This is a genomic window from Nostoc sp. NZL (assembly GCF_015714705.1).
GTDB classification, from domain to species: domain Bacteria; phylum Cyanobacteriota; class Cyanobacteriia; order Cyanobacteriales; family Nostocaceae; genus Nostoc; species Nostoc foliaceum_A.
Genome location: NZ_WBKL01000185.1, coordinates 19,197 through 39,591, shown reverse-complemented (window position 1 = coordinate 39,591; position 20,395 = coordinate 19,197). Strand labels below are relative to the sequence as shown.

Sequence of the window (20,395 nt, the reverse complement as noted above, 5' to 3'; positions counted from 1 at the left end):
GCATAATTGTCTTTACTTAAGTAAAAATTGAGGGTTTGAAACCCACGGAGTTTAGTAACCCTTCGTTTAGAAGCGGTTTATGAGCACCGATTTAACTTAATATTCCATTCGAGCAATTTTTATAGTATATAATAATGGATCGTGTCGAATTAAAGCTAAACAATGCCTAAACTAAAGACTCGTAAAGCCGCAGCGAAGCGATTCCGTGCCACCGGCACCGGCAAAATCGTCCGTCGTAAAGCGTTCAAAAGCCACCTTTTAGAGCACAAATCTTCTGACAAAAAGCGTAGTATGCGTCAGAGTGCGCTTGTACATGAACGCGATGAACTCAACGTGCGCTTGATGCTCCCATATTTGTAAGTATTTTAGGAAATAAGTTATGACTCGGGTAAAACGCGGTAATGTAGCTCGGAAGCGCCGCAATAAAATTCTCAAACTAGCTAAAGGTTTTCGCGGTTCTCACTCAACTCTGTTTAGAACTGCCAACCAACAAGTGATGAAGGCGCTACGCAGTGCCTACCGCGATCGCAAAAAGAAAAAGCGCGATTTTCGCCGTCTCTGGATCACCCGGATCAACGCTGCTTCAAGGCAACACGGCTTGAGTTACAGCCAGTTGATCGGTAACTTGAAAAAAGCTGATATCCAACTAAATCGCAAGATGTTGGCACAATTAGCAGTCCTCGATCCAGCTAGCTTTGGCAAAGTTGCTGAACTAGCAAATCAAGCTAAAGGATAAAGGTGGCAACGGATGTATAACGGATGTAACAGATGGCAAGAAATTACTCGGTTACATCTGGTATTATCCGCCACTATTTTTTGGATATCTTGCTTTTCCATAGTGGGAACAGGATTAACTGCGTCTGCTGCCGAAATGCCAGAAATTCAGCAGCGGGGCTATCTAAATGTTGCCGTTAAAGATAACTTGCGTCCGTTGGGATTTAGAGATGCCAAGGGGAATTTGCAAGGCTTGGAAATTGACTTGGCACGGCAATTGGCACTTGACTTGCTTGGGAAGGCCGAGGCTGTAAAATTGGAACCTGTAGCGAATCGCGATCGCTTGTCTGTAGTCTTAGACAAGAAAGTTGATTTTGCGATCGCTAGGGTAACAGCAACTGAATCTCGCAGCCGCATAGTTAGTTTCAGTGTTCCCTACTATTTGGATGGCACTGTATTAGTTACAAAAGATGCCTCTGTGCAGCAGTTAAGTGATTTGGCAAAACAAAAAATTGCTGTACTGAATAACTCCAGCACCATTGCTCAAGTGCGGTACTATGTGTCAAACGCCGAGTTGGTAGGAGTGAATTCATATCAAGAAGCGCGAGAGAAAATAGAAAGTAATGCAGCTTTTGCCTTTGCCGCAGATGCTAGCGTTCTGAGCGGTTGGGTGCAACAATATCCCCAATATCGCTTACTGCCAATTAAGCTATCAACTGAACCCTTGTCTGTAGTGATGCCCAAGGGATTGCAGTACGATAAGTTAAGACGAAATGTGAATGAAGCGATCGCTCGTTACTTAGCAGAAGGTTGGCTCCAGCAACGTGTTCAATATTGGGGCTTACCGTAAGTTGGTCATTAGTCATTAGTCATTCACAAATGACAAAGGACAATAGGCTGATAATAGATAGAGAAACAACTTTTAATATTTGTATTTGCAGCAATGGATAACAGTCTAGCCGTTGTTTATCTCTCAGTTTTGGTGGTTATACTCACAATTGCAGCCGTGGGTGTTTTTCGCCAGATTTTCAAAACTCGCAAGATTGAAGGCTCCTTTGCAAGATTGCGGAAGAAGTTAGAGAAAGAAAAGGGTACGACTCAAGAATATTATGAGTTAGCCAGTATTTATTCAGACAAAAAACTGTATTCTCAAGCGATCGCGCTATTTCAAAAAGCTCTCAAAGCTGCCCAAGATGAGGAAGAAGAAAATATTGCCCCTATTTACAACGGGCTGGGTTATGTTTATTTTACCCAAGAGCAATATGATCTAGCAATTCGTCAGTATAAAGAAGCCCTAAAAGCTAAACCAGACTACGTAACAGGGTTGAATAATCTTGCTCATGCCTACGAGAAAAAAAAGTTAACTACTCAGGCGTTACAAACTTACGAAGAAGCATTGAAGTTTGCTCCAAATAACCCTATTGCTAAACGCCGTGCTGAATCTTTACGTCGTTTGGTTTCTGCCTAAATGAGAACATGAAGTATGGGATAAGAAAACTCTTCACTAGTCCCCAGTCCCTTCAACTATTAACAAATTAATTTAGCTTTAGCCTCTTAATTTATCGGTTTTCCGGCTTAGGCATGGAAATAGATAACTATAAGTCTTTTGTAAAAATGTAAAAGATGATTAAGCGGCTAAAGCGTTTTTTGTGGCTACCTATTGCCATCATTGTCGTCATTTCTATCTCACTGGGACTAATGGGAATATTGACGGCTCAACAGCCTTCGATTTCCCATCCTCTCACTTCGTTAACAGAGGCAGAAATTAGTACAGCCGTTTCGGTCATCAAAAGAGAAAAAACTTTGAGCGAAATGGCAGCTTTTCCACTTATTGCTTTACAAGAACCAGATAAAGAAGAAGTTCTGAAATTTACACCGGGTAAAGCTTTCCAACGAAAAGCTTTTTTGGTAATCTATGAGCGATGCCTGCGGCAAGGACTCTGTACTACGCTAAATAAAACCTATGAAGCAATTGTTGATCTAACAAGCAAAACCTTAAATTCTTGGAAAGAAATACCCTCTGTTCAACCTGCGATCGTTGCTTCAGAATATGAATTGGCAACTCAAGCTTTTAAATCCGATCCCCGATGGCAAACAGCGATGCGAAAGCGGGGAATTACAGACTTCAACCAAGTCAAAATTAGTTGTTGGGCCCCAGGAATCCTGAGTAAACAGGAAGAAGCAGCAGGAAACCGTCTTTGTCGGGGTTTGTTCTACTACAAAGGCCAACACTGGAATTATTACGGCAGTCCAATTGAAGGAATATTAGGAACCGTCAATTTGAACACAGGTAAAATTTCCAGTTTCGTGGATAGGGGGATAGTTCCTTTTTCCAAGGAAAACTGGAACTACGATGTAAAGTCCTTGGGTAAATTACTTTCACCACTTAAAGCATTAAAGATACTGCAACCAAATGGTGCAAGTTTCCAGATCAAAGGCAATGAAATTAGCTGGCAAGGTTGGAAATTTCGCTATGTAATGCATCCCCGCAGTGGATTGGTGCTTTACCAAGTAACCAACAACGATGGCGAAAATATCCGACCAGTTTTATACCGCGCTAGCTTATCAGAGACGGTAGTGCCTTACGGCGATCCAGATCCCACTTGGTCATTCAGAAATGCTTTTGATGTTGGGGAATACAATTTTGGTTCCCTAGCAACCACGATGGAGTTAGGTAAGGAAATTCCTGAAAATGGTCTTTTGCTGGATGCTGTCTTTGCTAATGGCGACGGAGAACCTTATGTTATGCCAGGAGTTATCGGCATATACGAGCGAAATAACGGTATGCTCTGGAAGCACTATGAGTATGGCACTCAGCGTAATGATGTCCGTCGCAGTAGAGAATTAGTCATGACGATGACGGTGGCGATTGACAACTATGATTACAGCATTAATTGGATCTTTCACCAAGATGGGACTTTGGAAGTCCAAAATGAATTAACGGGTATCGTACTGGCGCAGGGAACAGCTTCTGAAAATCAATCTGCCGATCATTCCTATGGTCGATTGATCGCAAAAAACATTGTGGGGGTGAATCACCAACACTTTTTCAACTACCGCCTAGATTTCGATGTCGATGGTCAAGCTAATTCTGTGATGGAAATGAACGTGAAAGCTTTGCCGATGGATGATAAAAATCCTTTAGGAAATGCGATCGCAGTTGCAGAAAACCCACTAACAAAAGAAACGGCTGCTGTGCGCGATCTGGATATGAAAAGCAGTCGAGAATGGATGATTGTTAGTGCAGATAAGAAAAATATGCTAGGGGCTGCACCTGGATATATGCTGATGCCTGGAGGTAACTCCATATTTTTGCCTGTGGAACGCTCAAACATCCGTCAAAGGGCAGAATTTGCGACTCATCACGTTTGGGTAACAAAATATAAACCTACTGAACTTTATGCTGGGGGAGATTATCCCAACCAGACTCAACCAGGACAGGGTTTGCCAAAATATATTGCAGACGATGAATCCTTGATGGGTGAAGATATCGTGCTGTGGTACACAATGGGCGTAACTCATATTCCGCGATCGGAAGATTGGCCTGTGATGCCTGTTCACCGAGTTGGCTTTAAGCTAGTCCCTAGAGGATTCTTTAGCCGGAATCCAGCGATTAATTTACCAGAGTAAAATATTCGTTTTCTAAAGTTTCCTTAGTTCAGTTTTTCCGCAATCTGTAAACCTGTAACTTGAATACTGATAAGCTTATCGTAGTCCAAAAATTGGCAGTTTTCAAAATAGGATACCTTATGAATTTTCCCGAAATTAATATTCCCGGTGAAGGCACACTGCACGCTCGTTTAATTACTTCCTTGGGTCAAATTATAGTTCGTTTGGAGGAAGACAAAACCCCCAACACCGTCAAAAACTTCGTAGGTTTAGCAACCGGGACAATCGATTGGAAAGACCCTAAGACAGGTCAATCTCAAAAGGGGACTCCTGCCTACGATGGAGTTCGCTTTCATCGAGTCATCCCTGATTTTATGATTCAGTGTGGCGATCCCCTTAGTCGTTATACGGATATGGCTAACCGCTGGGGTACTGGTGGCCCAGGATATCAATTTGAAGATGAGTTTCATCCTGAATTAAAGCACTCTAGTGCGGGTATCCTCTCAATGGCAAATGCAGGACGCGGTACTAATGGTTCGCAATGGTTCATTACAGAAGGGCCAACGCCTCATCTTGACCGCAAACACAGTGTTTTTGGTAAAGTTATTGAAGGTATGGATATAGTCAACCGTATTGCCAATGTACCTACGACTAGAGATCGTCCAAATCAAGATGTAGTGTTAGAAAAAGTAGAAATTTTTCGGCAGTAACTAACACATCTCTAGGTTAATTTCTACTCCATCGAATGAACAAATTCCGCTAGTGTTATTCCGCCCTTTTTTATCCTTGTTTAAGGAGGATTAGGGGGGATATTGATACAACCTGATTCTTTACAAACATCCTCTCAGAGGATGTTTGTATTTTTGGAGAAGTTGTACATAAATTTTATAAATTTATTGGTGATGGTTAACACGCCGCCCCAAATGGAAAACAAATTTGCCGAAAAATTAAGATTTATTTTAATAAAGTAACAGTAATATTGTTAAATTCAGAAGCTAGATTCCAATCAGGAACAGGGTTTGAGCGATACTTACACCTACACACCGCAGCTAAAACCCTTACAAGTCTTCACTTCATCAGGGATACAACTTTTGAGACAATCAGAAACGATTTAATAATAATCAAGCACTTATAGTCCACTCTTATCGGACTCCGTGTTATTTCTGTTGAAAAGGGAGAACACAAACATGAAATTAGCTTACTGGATGTATGCAGGCCCAGCCCACATCGGCACTCTGCGAATCGCTAGTTCTTTTAAAAATGTCCATGCGATTATGCACGCCCCCATTGGCGATGACTACTTTAACGTCATGCGCTCCATGCTATCGCGGGAGAGGGATTTCACTCCAGTGACAACCAGTGTCGTTGACCGCAACGTTTTGGCACGTGGCTCCCAAGAGAAGGTGGTAGATAACATCATCCGCAAGGATGCCGAGGAACACCCAGATTTGATTGTGTTGACTCCCACCTGCACCTCTAGCATTTTGCAAGAAGACCTGCACAACTTTGTTGAGCGATCGCAGTTGGAAGCAAAAGGAGACGTAATGCTGGCGGATGTAAACCACTACCGCTACAACGAACTGCAAGCCGCCGATCGCACTTTGGATCAAATCGTCCAATACTACATTGAAAAAGCCCGGAAGCGGGGCGAATTGCCAGAGGGCAAAACTGCAAAGCCCTCAGTTAACATTATCGGTACTACCACCCTTGGTTTCCACAATAATCACGACTGCACCGAACTGAAACGGCTGATGGCTGACTTGGGAATTGAGGTAAATACCTTAATTCCCGAAGGTGCTTCGGTGAACGATTTGAAGAAAATGCCCAAAGCCTGGTTTAACTTGGTGCCTTACCGTGAACTCGGTTTAACCACCGCTCGTTACCTGGAAGAACAATTTGGCACACCTTATATAGACATTACTCCAATGGGTGTAGTGGAAACTGCCCGTTGTATTCGCAAGATTCAGCAGGTAATTAACGCTCAAGGCGCAGAAGTTGACTACGAAAACTTCATCAATGAGCAAACCTTGCATGTATCTCAGGCTGCTTGGTTCTCCCGTTCAATTGACTGTCAAAACTTGACTGGCAAAAAAGCTGTGGTCTTTGGTGACAACACCCACGCCGCAGCCATTACCAAGATTCTGGCGCGAGAAATGGGGATTCATGTTGTTTGGGCTGGAACCTACTGCAAATATGATGCAGACTGGTTCCGCGAACAGGTTAGCGAGTATTGCGATGAAGTGTTAATCTCCGAAGATCATGGTGAAATTGGGGATGCGATCGCCCGCGTTGAACCCTCCGCCATTTTCGGCACCCAAATGGAACGCCACGTTGGTAAGCGTTTGGATATTCCCTGCGGCGTAATTGCTGCACCAATCCACGTTCAAAACTTCCCCATTGGTTACAAACCATTTATGGGTTACGAAGGCACGAATCAGATTACAGATTTGATCTACAATTCCTTCACTTTGGGAATGGAAGATCACCTATTAGAAATCTTCGGTGGTCATGATACCAAAGAAGTAATTACTAGAGGAATTTCTGCTGATTCTGATTTGAATTGGACAAAAGATGGTCAAGCAGAATTGAATAAAATTCCTGGATTTGTTCGCGGGAAAGTGAAGCGTAATACTGAGAAATTTGCCCGCGATCGCGGTTTCAAAGAAATCAACGCTGAAGTATTGTACGCCGCGAAGGAAGCTGTCGGGGCTTAGATTCGGCAGTTAGCGATTATTTAAATTAAAGGGTGTCCTGTATGGATGCCCTTTTTGCTTATATACAGCACATTTCAGGTAAATGAAGTACATACATAAAACCCAAAACCTTGTAGAGACGTAGCACTGCTACGTCTCTACGTGTATTCGATTAGAGCGCAATCTGCTGTATCTCTGATTTACTCATCATGTACAAAAAACTGTAGTATGTACAGTTTTTTTGTACATTTAATATTTTGACAGAAATTTTATATTTTTGACTGCTAAATTATTAGAGAATAAGAAATATAAATTATCTAGAAATGAATATTGAAGAAAGCCATGAAAAATCAGTATTAATTGCCGAACTGGTCAAACTTAGTATCAAGCATAATCCTGAAAAAATTGTTCGTATTGCCAAGCAAGCTGATGGCAAAATCGTATTTTTAGAAGAGGGCAAAGCTGGTAGAAGAGGTAGTGGATTATCACACATCTTAAAGGAACATCAAGATGATTTTGCCAGACGCGGAATCTCTCAGAATGAAATCCCTGATGCTGTTATGGCTGCTGTGACAAGAGGAAAGTTTTTTGGTTATCAAGGAACAATAGAACCTCGCCGGGAAATCTATGAGGTAATTTTTAATGGACAAACACAATACATAGCAGTGAGTGTGGGCGATAATGGTTATATAGTCGGAGCTAATCCCGCCTCCTTACCATAATTTCACCTGAATAGCTATGGCAATAAAGATAAAACTAATGGCTGATTATGGGTGCGACCCTTTATGGTGGGCAGATACTGACAAGGTTGGTAATATCGATCCAGCAAAACTGCCCCTCAGTCAAGAAACCATTAGCCATCTGAGAAAATGGGCGGCTGATTATAATGCAACATTAAATTGGCAAGATCCTGCTAACTCACCAGATTTGAGTGCAGAGGCTGAAGCGGCTTTTGAAGAAGAAGGAATTAGTCTGTGGAAGCAATTGCAAACAGAACTTGCACCTAATTATCAAGTTGTTTATTTCAGTGAGCCATTAGGCAAAGTTTTAACTCATCCTAGTGAATTACAAGTTTTACGTCCTATTCAGTAATGATTTCACGTAACAGAATATAAATCTAGTGCAGACCAATAAATTTAATTGCGATCGCGGTTTCAAAGAAATCAACGCTGAGGTGTTGTACGCTGCGAAAGAAGCTGTCGGAGCTTAATTTAGCAGGTTAGCTATTTTTAATTTTGAGATTAACTTTAATCGTTTCGGTGATGTTTCAGCGAAACGATTTTTTAGTAGTATTACTCAGGACAACTGTAGTCAGTTCAGTTCAGTATAGTTTTTTGCCAGTTTTGAATTAGGTATGGCTTTACACATAATTTGAGCTACTTTTGTTATATTGTTCACTATTTAATTTCTCTGTGTGCATTTCTGTTTATATATCTGTGTGCATTTCTGTTTATAGAATAGCTGCTTCCCCTAAAGCTCAATTTATAGGTTACTGGTGGTGTAATTATTCCAGCCGATTGGGTATTAGGATTAGCGCAAACAAAATAAGTACATCCCCGAAAGATCAATTTAGGGGTTACTAATGGTATCGTTTCTGCATTTGATTTGGCATCAAGGTCAGGACGATAGGAAGCCCCACGGTAGATTAAGTTATAATCTGGTTCAGACTTGGTAACTGGCTCTTGTGGATATTGAATTTCGCTGCTGACTACCTTGCTTGTATAGTATTCGGAGCTTGTACTGATAAGAATAAGAATTAATAGTAGAAGTAAAATCTGCCAGGGAGCTAATATTAAACCCAAAATTAGGCTTATAGCTGCAAATACAGCTACTAAATGCGAGATTTCATTATTACTTTTTTTTAATAAAAAATAGCCAGTAATGAAACAAGCACACGGTAAAATTAAAAAGTACAAAGCCATATTTCCTACATTCGAAATTAAAAGTAAAGGGTTTATAAAGCAGATTGAACTTTTCTTAAAAGTCGTTGTCTATTTTACATCCAATTAGCTTTTGAAGTTACCGTGCTACTTAAGTAAAAGTTAGAACTTACGCAAAACTACAAGCGGTAGGGGCAATTAATGAATTGCCCCTACCCGACTTGATTCATTGAGATATGTCACATCCTAAACATGAGGCGCGATCGCAGGTGGATGCTCGGTGTAAAGTCTTTTATCGAAATAGATGAAGTTACCCTATGACGATACCTGTAGCAACCCTTCTAGTGATCGCATTCCTTAACGCAGAGATTTACTGATAAATAAAAATTAAAATAGAACAAATATCACAATACAAAATTATTACTTTGGGGATCTAAATAGGCAGAATAACCTACTAGAGGCTTAACCGATGTGTCTCCCGCCACGAAGTAAAAAAAGCATCATAAAAGCCTAGCAATCTCGCTTATAGAAAAAAAACAGATGCGTGCTAATGTTTTAATCTCATAGTCTTCTCTCCGGGTCTTTCCCTATGCATCTGCACTATTTACACCCCCAACACCTTGAGGAATTAGTCAAGAGTAGTGGTATAGACTTACACTTAGTGCAACTCAATTTTAAGTCACTCCAAGGCGTAACTGCTTATGAGTACCTATTGATTTCTGAACTGCTCCCCCGCAGCAATACTGGAATGGTGAAAAGTGGATGGTTGCAGCGTTATGCTCATATTACTGAAGGTGGTTGGTGGTGTTCGGGGCTAGATCCTTTGAATAATTGGCAAATGATGGAATGGGGATGCTTTAAGCCAAACCAACCCCGACAGAATCACAATGGTAAATCCATCAAATACGAGCATCCACCCAGCACGCCAACGCGGGTGTTTTGTTTGCGGGTAACGCTGCAAGTATGGCAGCAAGTTGCTGCACATTACAATCTAGTCATGCCTGACGAGATCAGCATTACTGCTGATGGTGAAGCTAGAGGCTTTTGGCAATGGGTGATGCAACAAAATATTCCCCTGATTCTCTGCGAGGGTGTGAAGAAAGCAGCCACACTGTTGACGCAAGGATATGTAGCTATTGCCATTCCCGGAATTACCAGTGGTTATCGGGTTGTTAAAGATGAATTTGGCAAAGTTACCCTTCGTCGGTTAATTCCTGACTTAGCAGCATTTGCAATTACAAAGCGTAGCTTTTATATTTGTTTTGATTTTGAAACTCAACCTAAAACAATTGCTGCTGTAAATAATGCTATTTCTCAACTTGGTTGTTTATTCCAGCAAAAAAATTGCCCTGTTAAAGTTATCGAACTTCCAGGAATAGAAAAAGGGGTTGATGAGTTTATCGTTGCGAAAGGTGCAAGTAGTTTCGAGAAAGTTTATCGGCAAAGCGTTGACTTAGAAATTTATCTTGCTCAAACCAAACCCCACACTGAGTTAACTATTCCTGCTGCACTCACCTTAAATCGCCCTTATATAGGTGAAATCCCTTTCCCAACTTCTGGAATAGTAGGAGTCAAGTCTGCAAAAGGAACAGGTAAAACTACAGCGCTGCAAGCCGTTGTTCAGCAAGCAAAGATTAGAAATCAACCTGTTTTATTAATTACTCACAGAATTTTACTAGGACGATTTTTGTGCGAAAAAATTGGTATTCAATGGGGAACGCATAAAGAAGATAGGGATAAAAGGATTAATAAAACACTTACCCCCGCTCCTCCCATCCTCCGTTCACTCTCTCCACAGCAATCCCTTGGACTGTGCGTTGATTCTATTTGGAAGCTTAATCCTGAAAATTGGCATGGGGCAATAATAATTTTAGATGAAGTAGAGCAATCTTTGTGGCATCTACTAAACAGTAATACTTGTAAACACAAACGTGTAAAAATATTAAGATTATTCCAGCAACTAATTTCCACAGTTTTAACAACTGGGGGTTTAGTAATTGCCCAAGATGCTGATTTGTCAGATGTATCACTTGAATATCTACAGGGATTAGCAGGAATTAAATTAACCCCTTGGGTAGTTCTCAACCAATGGAAGCCTCAACAAGGTTGGGACGTAACTTTTTATGATTCACCGAACCCAACACCGCTAATTCACCAACTGGAATTAGATTTACTTGCTGGACGTAAATGTTATGTTACTACTGATAGTCGCGCTGGGCGTTACAGTTGTGAAACAATCGAACGTTATCTCAAAGAACGGTTACAAAAATTACGAAGGCAATTTCCTAAAACTTTGGTAGTTAGTAGCCACACTACAAACACACCTGGTCATGAAGCGGTTGATTTTATCGCAGCAATCAATCAAAAAATCTCTGAATATGACGGCGTTTTTGTTACCCCTAGCCTGGGTACAGGAATTAGTATTGATGTCCAACATTTCGACCGAGTTTATGGCATTTTTCAAGGTGTAATTCCTGACTCGGAAGCAAGACAAGCATTAGCGAGAGTGCGAGATGATGTGCCGCGTGTTGTTTGGTGTGCGAAACGAGGTATTGGCTTAATTGGTAGTGGTAGTACAAATTACCGCTTGCTATCTGACTGGTATCAAGAAAATCAAAAAGAAAACTTAGCGTTGCTTAGTCCACTACATAAAATAGATGTCGATTTACCTTTAGTTCATGACCCAATTCATTTGCGAACTTGGGCTAAGTTATCTGCACGGGTAAATGCTTCTATCCGCCTTTATCGTCAATCAATGCAAGATGGTTTGATTGCTGATGGGCATCAAATTCAGATGCGGAGTAATGCTGTTCACAATAATATTATTCGAGATTTACGGCTGGCATTTTTGGCAACTGATGCCGATGATTTAGCTACACGCAGAAGATTAGTTTTAGAAATTGTCAAAGTTCAAAAAGATTGGGCGCAAAGCCGTCAAAAGGCTAAAGATATTAAACGCAAAATTAAAGATATTAAGCAGCAAAATCAACTATCAGTAGCAACTGCTGTAGCTAATGCTAATGATATCGATTATGTAGAATATGAGCAACTATTAGTGAAGCATTCCCTGACTGATCGAGAACGTAACCAAATTAATAAATATGTTCTCAGACAAAGGTATGGTGTAGAAGTTACTCCTTGGCTGAAATTGCAAGATGATCAAGGATATTATCGTCAATTGTTAATTCATTATTATCTAACTCACGAAAGCGAGTATTTTCACGTCAGAGATCAACAAGAATGGCATCAGCAATTGTCTTGGGGTGAAGGGAAAGTTTTTCTGCCAGATTTAAAAACTTACACGCTCAAAATTGAGGCGATGAGAGCCTTAGGAATGCTTCAGTTTCTCGAAGCAGAAAGAGAATTTACCGAGAGTAATCCAGATTTGATAATGCTGAAAAATGTTGTTTTTCAGCATAGTAAGCATATTAAAAGAGCGCTTGGTATTAACTTAGTTGGGGAGAAAGAGCAGGTTTCGGCAATAAAGATACTCAGCCGACTGTTAAATTTGTTGGGCTTAAAACTAAAGCGGGTAAATGAGGTTTATCAAATCGACCTAGAAACGCTTTGTGATGGCAGAGAGAAAATATTTGCAGTTTGGCATCAACGGGATGAGTTGATGTTGGTTCATATTAAGAGTGTTGGCTATGAGTTGCCTGATTATTCTTCAGATTGGAAGTTTGAAATTATCCCAACCAAGCCTTATGCCGCATTAGTCAAGGAAGAGGCAGCTATCTCTGGGTAACAGCTCAGGTGAAGCGAAACGGCAGTCTTTAGACCGCCGTTTAGTATCGATTTAGAATCTCCTTATTTTGGGGCAGGGGAGAAGTCAACATTAGTTATGCAATTATCCCAATTTTTACTTTGTCTTCACCCGCGCCTGCTTCACCATCGCAATTAAAGTTTGATGGGCATCTTCCGCATCTGCTAAAACATGATCAAACTGAATGCGAACTGGCACAGCTTCCCCATTCACTTGCGCTGTTAAATCCATACCTTGTGCATCAATTGACAGCATTTGTGCTGCGATCGCATCTGTTACACCGCCAAAAGCCTTAGCATAAATAACTATGGCATCAGCATGATCATCATTCATATGCTTGCAGATGCGCGAACTAATATCAGCAGAAAAATCCTTAGACATTGTTGAGATAGAAAGTGAGTAATACAGCAACAGCTTAAATTTTAAGCTAACAACGTGAATGAAATTTGCTGATTTTCTTTCTTAGCACTAAAGACTATGCATTTCAACCCATTGCCATCATAAATTAATTTTATTTCTGGGAGAATAATTAAATTAAAATAAAACTTATTCAGTATTTTTACCTTCTATTACGGAAACCAGACAGCTTAAACTGTAGCAGAAGTATTAGCCAAACTATTGAAGCTAAGAGACAATGAGCGAAACTAGCCCCAGACGAATTGTAATTGGGGATGTGCATGGCCACTATGAAGGTTTGATGACATTGTTGGAGGCGATCGCCCCCACGTCAGACGATCAAATCTATTTTCTGGGAGACTTAATTGATCGTGGGCCTCATAGTTCACAAGTAGTTAATTTTGTCAAGCGGCATAACTATCCATGTTTGCTGGGAAATCATGAGCAGATGTTATTAAACATTCTGACCAATGAAAGAACTTCCTCCCCAACTATGCAAGCATGGTTGTGCAGTGGGGGGCAAGCTACCGTAGCCAGTTACCATGAGGCTCCAATCCCCGATGACCATCTGGATTGGTTCAAGAGTTTGCCTACATATCTTGACTTGGGGGATATTTGGTTAACTCATGCTGGTGTTGACCCTTCCAAGTCGGTGGCAAAACAAACTGCCGATGAACTGTGCTGGATACGAGAGGAATTTCACAGCATTGAAAAACCCTATTTTCCAGATAAGCTAATTATCATCGGTCACACCATTACTTTTACTCTGCCGGGTGTTTCTCCTGGTAAATTGGCACAAGGAGAGGGATGGCTAGACATAGATACTGGCGCTTATCATCCCCGGAGTGGCTGGTTGACTGGACTGGATGTCACGAATAACTTGGTTTATCAAGTTAACATTTATAAAAATTATCTCCGTACCTTGCCCTTAGAAGATGTAGTGATCAGAATTGATCCAGCTAAAATCAAAGTTGATCGCCGCAACAAAAAATGAGCATCATCCGAGATCAAGTAGATGAAAAGATAAAAAAAGTGTTTTCCCAATAATTTCACTTGCTTCTCCTACCGGAGACGCTGTGCGTAGCTTGCTTCGACCTAGGAGTACAAGCCGGACATTGCCGGCCCAACGCAGTAGCTTCCCAGTAGGATTAAGACCGCGCTAATGGTCGAATATTAACTTTATAACTAGCATTATCCAACCCATAATTTCCATTACTCGGTTGAGAGTTAATTGCACGTCTGAGACCCTCAATGCGATCGCTGGTTCCGGGGTGCGTACTCAAAAATGTCGGCACAGAACCACCCTTTTTCAGCAGCTTTTGCATAAAAGTAACCATCCCAGACTGGGCATAACCAGCGCGTGTCAAAGTTCTCAACCCTCTTTGATCGGCATCAAATTCATCACTACGACTGCGGGGACGATTCAAAGCAAGTTCTACACCAATGCCTACAGCTGTATTGCGATCTAAACCAGTTGCTGTTGCTAAACCGCTAGCGATCGCTTTTTGCCGCATCTGTTTAACCAAGTGTTTCCCGCCAATGTGACCAATTTCATGGGCAATAACACTTGCGAGTTCTGCTTCATTATCTGCGGCTTTCAGCAAACCTGTGTGGACATATACATAGCCTCCTAAAGTTGCAAAGGCATTAATAGCATCATCATCAACTACTTGGAAGGTAAAGGGAAGGTTGGGGCGATCGCTACTAGCTACTAAACGCCGACCAATCTGTTCGACATAGCGATTAACTTCAGAATTCCGGTAAAGTTTGACTTGACTCCCCAGTATTTGCTGATTAATCTGCTTGCCAATATCACTTTCCTGGCGATCGGATATATTAGAAAGCTGAAGTACCTGGACTCCCTGCAATATAAGAGGCAAGAAGTCTAAAGTTCTTCCAGGCAAGGGTGTACTCAGGCACAGACTCAGGGCGACTACCACCGAAATTAGGGGATAAAACCAGCGACGCCGCCACACACGGTAACTTGCAACAAAACCTTTCCAATTAAACATAATACGCTCTGAAGATTATTTCGGGAGAACATAAATGGGACAAATGATGAGACGGATTTAGAGTATTCTAAGTTGCATTCTTAACTCAAGAGCAAAGGAGTTGTGATCCAGCTAATGCTTACGCAAATCTACCGAATTGCGGGGGGTTAAAGATTCTCTCTAGAGTTAGGCTTAAACACTAGATATTACTTTCTGGGTGCGTCAGTCTTAACAGGCAAAAATTTGAGGGCTAGCTGCCGCACGAACTCGTGATAAACTGTCGCATAACCTAACGCCCAGCCGCTTTGAGTTATTACCAAATAGGGAAAATTGCCGTTCCCATCGAAAGCCTTCTTGCTACAATCAATTACTTCGCTATTACCTCGGAAAAGTTTTTATGGCTATTTTAGATTCAAAAGGCCGTTTGTTCGGCAAAATCAACCTTCTAGATTTAGGTGCTGCGCTGGTAACTCTGCTAGTTATATTTGTCGTCTCGTCTAGCATCTTATCTAGCTTGGGTGTTGCCCAAGTTGGTGAGAAAATAGTACCCATAGAAGTAGATTTAGTAGTTCGTGGTTTGAATGTCCGCGATCCTGAACAATTATTCAATAACGGTTTAAAAAAAGGCGGAAAAACTAATGTTATTATCCGCAATCAACCCTACGGACAGATTGAGATTAAATCCGTTCAACAGCTACCTAGAACAGTCAATGTTTTCCAACCTGATGGCACTGTTAAAGAATTGCCAGATCCAAAAACCAACAATTTTAGTACAGATATGCTTTTGACCTTAGAAGGTAAAGCTAAAAGCACAGAAAGCGGACTAGTACTAGGTAGTAGTAAAGTTAAAATTGGAATGCCATTTGAGTTGGAAGGCTTTAACTACAACTTCAATGCAACTGTTATTGATATCAGATTAAAAGACAAATAGCATTCACATTTTCGGTTTCTAAATTTAATCTGATAAACCGATTTTTATCTAAGCTACAAAAGCTCGGTTTATCAGATTAATAAACTGATTTTATAGCTACTTTGCAGCTTTCATTTGAAACATTAAATACGTTCCTCCTAACCCTTCTACAATTGTGCGTGTATTGGCAATCATCATTTTCTGATAAGTGTCCGTCTCGCTTCCGGGTTCACCAAGTCCCTCAGCATGCAACTTCCTATCAGAAATTTTCACTTCGGCTTCTCTGGCTACAGATTGAAGAACATTAGGGTTAATTACTGCTTCAGGAAAAATTGTTGACACTTTAGCCCCTTTAATATTTGCAACCAAATTTTTCCCTCTTGAATCTCTCAGGTTTTCGTCAGTACTAATACCTTGTAATCTCCCTGCTAATGGAATACCGTATGCTTTGGCGTAATAGCCAAGTGCATCAGAGGTTGTAACCAACTTGCGTTGTTTGGCAGGAATAGTGGCAATTCTTGACTTAATCCAGCTATCTAGTTGAGTAAGTTCATTTGTGATTTTTTTGGTATTGCTGTTATAAGTCACTGCATCAGTAGATTCTAATTTTATCAGGTTACTATTAATTACCTCTACCATCCTGATAGCATTCTTAGTATTGTGCCAAACATGAGGATCAGTTACATTCTTACCGCCTTTCTGGAATTTTTGTGGCTTAGACACCGCCAGTTGTCCGACAGCTATTTTCGGTGCAGTGTTTTTAGCTGCTTTAATTAATTTGATCAGATTCGGTTCTAAATTATAGCCACTATAGAGAATAAGATTAGCTTGCTCAATGGCTTTACGATCTTCCGGTTTTGGTTTATAAAATTGGGGGTCAGCAGTAGGAGAAATCAAGCAGGTAAGGTTAACAGTATTCCCCGCAACCTGTCTGGTTAAGTCGCATAGCACACTTGTAGTTGCTACGACTTGGGGAAGATTCTCATTTATCTGGGTGGTAGTTTGAGTGAATGTAGTTCTTGCAGTTTGATTTCCACACCCAACAAATCCAATCGTTAAGGCAACAAAAATAGCTCGAAAGGATTTAGTTGATGGTAATTTTTTTGACATCCTCAACTCCTACTGGATGTATAGAAAAAATAATCATTATCAGTAACAAACTAGTGAAATACCAGGGGCAAGCCTTCAACAAGGAAAAGGTTAAAGGTTAAGATGAGTAAGCCTTTGGTTGGGAAAATTGTAAAAGATAAGGGAAGAGGAATTAATAAACTCTCTCCTTGACCACTTTCTTTTTCACCAGCCCACATCTAGCAATTTTTGCTTGGTGAACCACTAGTGAGGTTTTTACAGGCAAAATGTTGGTTAACTTGATGCGACAGACTAGAAAACTGGTAGAGGTAAGAGCACAATAATAAAGGTGATGCTGGGGAGGCTCCGGTAAAGAGTGTAGTGTAGTTCTCTTACCGTCTGTTGAAGGGGCTATGCCATTGTGCTTACATCCCACAAAGGTCGCAAATTGACTAGGATTATCAGATTAGGGAGTAGAACGTAGTAATGCTGGGGCTTATTGAGCATACGGGTTGATTTCGCAAACCGAGTCGTGAATCTAAGGCAATTGTAGCTGTGGTTTTGCGAGGTGTGAGCATATGGTTGTGACAAAATTGGCGAATTGGCGATTTTTTAGGCATCAGCCTTTGTTACACTAATTTTCACCGAGTAAAGCCTTTCAATAGCCCTCACAGCATCATTTAACTGCTCTTTCTTGCCATCATCCCGGCTGAATGTGCCGGAATTTTGATCCTTTAGTTTCTTCATCATTAAATAAAAGCCAAGTCAAGTATATAGAACAATTCCTCAAAGCTGATATTGGTGAAGATAAACAATGGTAATTTTAGTTATCCTCCTTAACACCCTCGTTTCGCTGATACTATTTTATGTGGCTTGGCGGGTATGGCAACTCAAGCAGCAGCTAGCATACATATCAGATAGGTTAACTGTCTATGAAAGTTGTACCCATGCAGCACTGAATAAAGCACCTGAAAATATTTATCTCAGCCAGGAAAATATTTATAACTTACGGCAAAAAAATCAAGCGCTACAAATGCAAATCCAACAAGTGCGGCAAATTATCAGTCTCCTTTTGCTAGGACAGCAAATCTGGCAGCGTTATTTTCGTAAGCTTATGAATAAAAGCAACATTTTTGGCTGATATTTTGTCACCATAGATTAACTGAATAAAATCGGTGGAGTCTTGCAAGGAGAGAAAACCCACCTAAAATAGGTGTAAGGAGAGAAACAACAAAATGTCTAATAACCGTTCTGGAGTATTTATTGGCGGTTTGATGCTGGGAGCTACCATCGGTGCTTTAACCGGTTTGCTTGCGGCTCCCCGCACAGGGCGCGAAACGCGTAAAATTTTGAAAAAATCTGCTAATGCTATCCCAGAATTGGCAGAAGATTTATCAACGAGTGTGCAAATCCAGGCAGATCGTCTCTCTGCTAGCGCATTGCGAAACTGGGATGAGACTTTAGATAGATTACGAGAAGCGATCGCAGCAGGTGTAGATGCTAGTCAGAGAGAAAGCCAAGTCTTGAAGCGGCAAACATCTGTTGAAGACTCAGATTCTCTTCCCCAGCAATTAGAACGCTCATAAATGACATAACCGTGATTGATCCCCTGTTTTGGTTGGGACTTTCCTTACTCTTAGTCGCCACAAGTTTGACTGCGGTTTTAGTGGCGGCAATACCTGCTTTGCAGGAGTTAGCACGCGCTGCTCGTAGTGCAGAGAAGTTATTTGATACACTCTCACGGGAGTTACCGCCCACTCTAGAAGCAATCCGTGTGACTGGTTTGGAAATCACTGACTTAAGTGATGATGTTAGTGAAGGTGTAAAAAGTGCTAATAAAGTCGTGAAACAAGTCGATCAAAGCCTTGATAGTGCAAGAATTCAGGCTCAAAATCTGCAAGTAGGTACACGCAGCATTTTTGTGGGCGCGAAAGCTGCTTGGAGAAACTTCACACGCCAAAAACCCGCGAGGCGAACAAGCGATCGCTTGCCAAGCAATGAAAAACCACCACTAACGTTGCGAGAACGAGAAGTGCTCAGGCAAGAAAATCGTCGGGTCAAAGCAGAAGTATACCGCGTTAATGACGGTTACAGCGATGCCGCTAGCTGGGAAACCAATTTTGATGATGAAGATTGATCGTCGCTTTGCTCCAATCCAAAATCGTGCCCTGGGATCTCAAATTAGCTACCAATATCTAAACCATGTATCATCGGAACCATTCTGATGAATGCGCTGATTACACCTTTGAAGGTGCACCCTGCACATGGACGAATGATGACAAGCCGCCGCTGGAGCTTCTCTAGAAATCCAAAAATAATTAATAACTAAATAAATAATAATTTTTAATTTTTAATTCTTGACAAGAGGATTGGTAAGGATTAGAGAATTTTCTAGTCCCTATCCCCTATTTGCCACTCCTCAAAAACGCTTTGCTTTGATCCCTTAGATTAGAGTAAAGTAAACAAGTGTAAAGAAGTATCACTTTTCCAGTACTCTTTTAAAACAACTTGTTCAGTTCTACCGTTGATATTTGTATAAAAACGTCCATGCAATCTTGTTTTTGGCGACGAATTCTGGTATCTATTGCAGTATTTTTCCTGGCTGGGTCAATTTGGGTGATGCATTCTCCCCCAGCGCTGGCTTATGACAATCCTGACTTACTTCCTAGCACCTTTACCCCAGTTGTAGACTTAGCAAAATCTCTTCCTGTCCTGCAAGAAGAAAAGCTTGTCAAAGATTTAGAGCAGTTTGAAGCCGATACGGGCTGGAAACTACGAGTATTGACTCAGTATGACCGCACCCCAGGTCGGGCAGTCATAAAATATTGGGGTTTGGATGACAAAAGCATTCTACTAGTTGCCGATTCTCGTGGCGGTAACATCCTCAGTTTTAGCGTCGGCGATGCTGTTTATGAACTTTTACCCCGGACGTTCTGGATAGAACTGCAAACCCGCTTCGGTAATTTGTACTTTGTCCGCGAACAAGGCGAAGACCAAGCCATTCTGCAAGCCTTAGAATCGGTTAAAGGCTGTTTACTCAAGGGTGGTTGCAATGTTGTCCCCGGACTGCCACGAGAGCAGTGGATTCTCACTTTGATTACCTCAGTGATTGGTGGGGTCATTTGTGGATTTGCTGCTCAACCCCGCGATAAAGGACAAGTTTTCGCTTGGCAATGGGCTTTAATTTTCTCACCTTTGTGGGGAATCTTATTTCTTGCCTTTGGCATTGGGCCAGTAGTGACACGCACAAGCGACTGGTTACCTCTAGTTCGCAATATCTCTGGGTTTCTCATTGGTGTCTTGGTTGCTTACCTATCTCCTGTCTTCAGTCGGCCTTCTTCCAGTAATGAGTTATGAGGGCTGAGTTAGGA

At 41.3% G+C, this 20,395-nt stretch carries 21 protein-coding genes; 16 read left to right on the top strand and 5 right to left on the bottom strand.

What is annotated here, in order from left to right; genetic code table 11:
• Positions 1-162: 162 nt before the first annotated feature.
• From rpmI to F8R90_RS27670, 9 genes are all read left to right on the top strand, one after another.
• Positions 163-360, top strand: a complete 198-nt coding sequence (rpmI, locus tag F8R90_RS27710; RefSeq protein WP_109007939.1) for a 50S ribosomal protein L35 — start codon at positions 163-165, stop codon at positions 358-360.
• A gap of 19 nt (positions 361-379) precedes the next feature.
• Positions 380-736 (top strand): 50S ribosomal protein L20, encoded by a 357-nt coding sequence (gene rplT, locus F8R90_RS27705; RefSeq protein ID WP_069069781.1) that lies wholly within the window; start codon positions 380-382, stop codon positions 734-736.
• Between the two features lie 12 nt (positions 737-748).
• Positions 749-1,564, top strand: a complete 816-nt coding sequence (locus tag F8R90_RS27700) for a transporter substrate-binding domain-containing protein (protein WP_196513351.1) — start codon at positions 749-751, stop codon at positions 1,562-1,564.
• A 93-nt stretch (positions 1,565-1,657) separates the two neighbouring features.
• Complete coding sequence (locus F8R90_RS27695; RefSeq protein WP_196513350.1) at positions 1,658-2,182, top strand: tetratricopeptide repeat protein; 525 nt, start codon at positions 1,658-1,660, stop codon at positions 2,180-2,182.
• Positions 2,183-2,337: 155 nt separating this feature from the next.
• Positions 2,338-4,344 carry a primary-amine oxidase gene (locus tag F8R90_RS27690; protein ID WP_196513349.1) on the top strand — a complete coding sequence of 669 codons (2,007 nt, stop codon included), beginning with the start codon at positions 2,338-2,340 and terminating at the stop codon, positions 4,342-4,344.
• 119 nt (positions 4,345-4,463) lie between these two features.
• Positions 4,464-5,033 (top strand): peptidylprolyl isomerase, encoded by a 570-nt coding sequence (locus F8R90_RS27685; protein WP_190895335.1) that lies wholly within the window; start codon positions 4,464-4,466, stop codon positions 5,031-5,033.
• Positions 5,034-5,510: 477 nt separating this feature from the next.
• Positions 5,511-7,037, top strand: coding sequence for a ferredoxin:protochlorophyllide reductase (ATP-dependent) subunit B (bchB, locus tag F8R90_RS27680; protein WP_196513348.1), 1,527 nt, complete (start codon positions 5,511-5,513; stop codon positions 7,035-7,037).
• Between the two features lie 302 nt (positions 7,038-7,339).
• On the top strand, positions 7,340-7,738 hold the full coding sequence (locus F8R90_RS27675) for a hypothetical protein (RefSeq protein ID WP_196513347.1): 399 nt from the start codon (positions 7,340-7,342) through the stop codon (positions 7,736-7,738).
• A gap of 16 nt (positions 7,739-7,754) precedes the next feature.
• Positions 7,755-8,108, top strand: coding sequence for a hypothetical protein (locus F8R90_RS27670; RefSeq protein WP_196513346.1), 354 nt, complete (start codon positions 7,755-7,757; stop codon positions 8,106-8,108).
• 305 nt (positions 8,109-8,413) lie between these two features.
• Here F8R90_RS27670 and F8R90_RS27665 read toward each other — a convergent pair whose 3' ends face one another.
• The gene (locus F8R90_RS27665; RefSeq protein ID WP_196513345.1) at positions 8,414-8,938 is read right to left on the bottom strand and encodes a hypothetical protein; all 525 of its coding nucleotides are present in this window, start codon (positions 8,936-8,938) and stop codon (positions 8,414-8,416) included.
• A gap of 547 nt (positions 8,939-9,485) precedes the next feature.
• Here F8R90_RS27665 and F8R90_RS27660 point away from each other — a divergent pair.
• Complete coding sequence (locus F8R90_RS27660; protein WP_196513344.1) at positions 9,486-12,641, top strand: plasmid replication protein, CyRepA1 family; 3,156 nt, start codon at positions 9,486-9,488, stop codon at positions 12,639-12,641.
• 114 nt (positions 12,642-12,755) lie between these two features.
• On the opposite strand, the gene F8R90_RS27655 is transcribed toward F8R90_RS27660, so the two are convergent.
• Positions 12,756-13,040, bottom strand: coding sequence for a DUF2470 domain-containing protein (locus tag F8R90_RS27655; protein ID WP_196513343.1), 285 nt, complete (start codon positions 13,038-13,040; stop codon positions 12,756-12,758).
• 253 nt (positions 13,041-13,293) lie between these two features.
• Between F8R90_RS27655 and F8R90_RS27650 the strand changes: the two genes are divergently transcribed.
• Positions 13,294-14,049, top strand: coding sequence for a metallophosphoesterase family protein (locus F8R90_RS27650; RefSeq protein WP_196513342.1), 756 nt, complete (start codon positions 13,294-13,296; stop codon positions 14,047-14,049).
• A gap of 154 nt (positions 14,050-14,203) precedes the next feature.
• Here the strand turns inward: F8R90_RS27650 and F8R90_RS27645 are convergent, their stop codons facing one another.
• Complete coding sequence (locus F8R90_RS27645) at positions 14,204-15,067, bottom strand: M48 family metallopeptidase (RefSeq protein WP_196513341.1); 864 nt, start codon at positions 15,065-15,067, stop codon at positions 14,204-14,206.
• A 376-nt stretch (positions 15,068-15,443) separates the two neighbouring features.
• Here F8R90_RS27645 and F8R90_RS27640 point away from each other — a divergent pair, with 376 nt between their 5' ends.
• On the top strand, positions 15,444-15,977 hold the full coding sequence (locus tag F8R90_RS27640) for a DUF4330 domain-containing protein (protein WP_190895322.1): 534 nt from the start codon (positions 15,444-15,446) through the stop codon (positions 15,975-15,977).
• Positions 15,978-16,073: 96 nt separating this feature from the next.
• On the opposite strand, the gene F8R90_RS27635 is transcribed toward F8R90_RS27640, so the two are convergent.
• Together F8R90_RS27635 and F8R90_RS27630 are read right to left on the bottom strand one after the other, a co-directional pair.
• Positions 16,074-17,066, bottom strand: coding sequence for a metal ABC transporter solute-binding protein, Zn/Mn family (locus tag F8R90_RS27635; protein WP_196513340.1), 993 nt, complete (start codon positions 17,064-17,066; stop codon positions 16,074-16,076).
• Positions 17,067-17,636: 570 nt separating this feature from the next.
• Positions 17,637-17,774, bottom strand: a complete 138-nt coding sequence (locus tag F8R90_RS27630) for a hypothetical protein (protein WP_196513339.1) — start codon at positions 17,772-17,774, stop codon at positions 17,637-17,639.
• A gap of 64 nt (positions 17,775-17,838) precedes the next feature.
• On the opposite strand from F8R90_RS27630, the gene F8R90_RS27625 reads away from it, so the two are divergent.
• The 4 genes from F8R90_RS27625 to F8R90_RS27610 all read left to right on the top strand — a co-directional run bounded on the left by F8R90_RS27625 (position 17,839) and on the right by F8R90_RS27610 (position 20,381).
• A complete protein-coding gene (locus F8R90_RS27625) occupies positions 17,839-18,165 on the top strand; it encodes a hypothetical protein (protein ID WP_196513338.1) in 327 nt (108 codons plus the stop codon).
• 94 nt (positions 18,166-18,259) lie between these two features.
• On the top strand, positions 18,260-18,610 hold the full coding sequence (locus F8R90_RS27620; protein WP_190895319.1) for a YtxH domain-containing protein: 351 nt from the start codon (positions 18,260-18,262) through the stop codon (positions 18,608-18,610).
• Between the two features lie 11 nt (positions 18,611-18,621).
• Positions 18,622-19,161, top strand: a complete 540-nt coding sequence (locus tag F8R90_RS27615) for a DUF948 domain-containing protein (RefSeq protein ID WP_196513337.1) — start codon at positions 18,622-18,624, stop codon at positions 19,159-19,161.
• A 410-nt stretch (positions 19,162-19,571) separates the two neighbouring features.
• A complete protein-coding gene (locus F8R90_RS27610; RefSeq protein WP_190895317.1) occupies positions 19,572-20,381 on the top strand; it encodes a TPM domain-containing protein in 810 nt (269 codons plus the stop codon).
• The last annotated feature ends 14 nt before the right edge of the window (positions 20,382-20,395 follow it).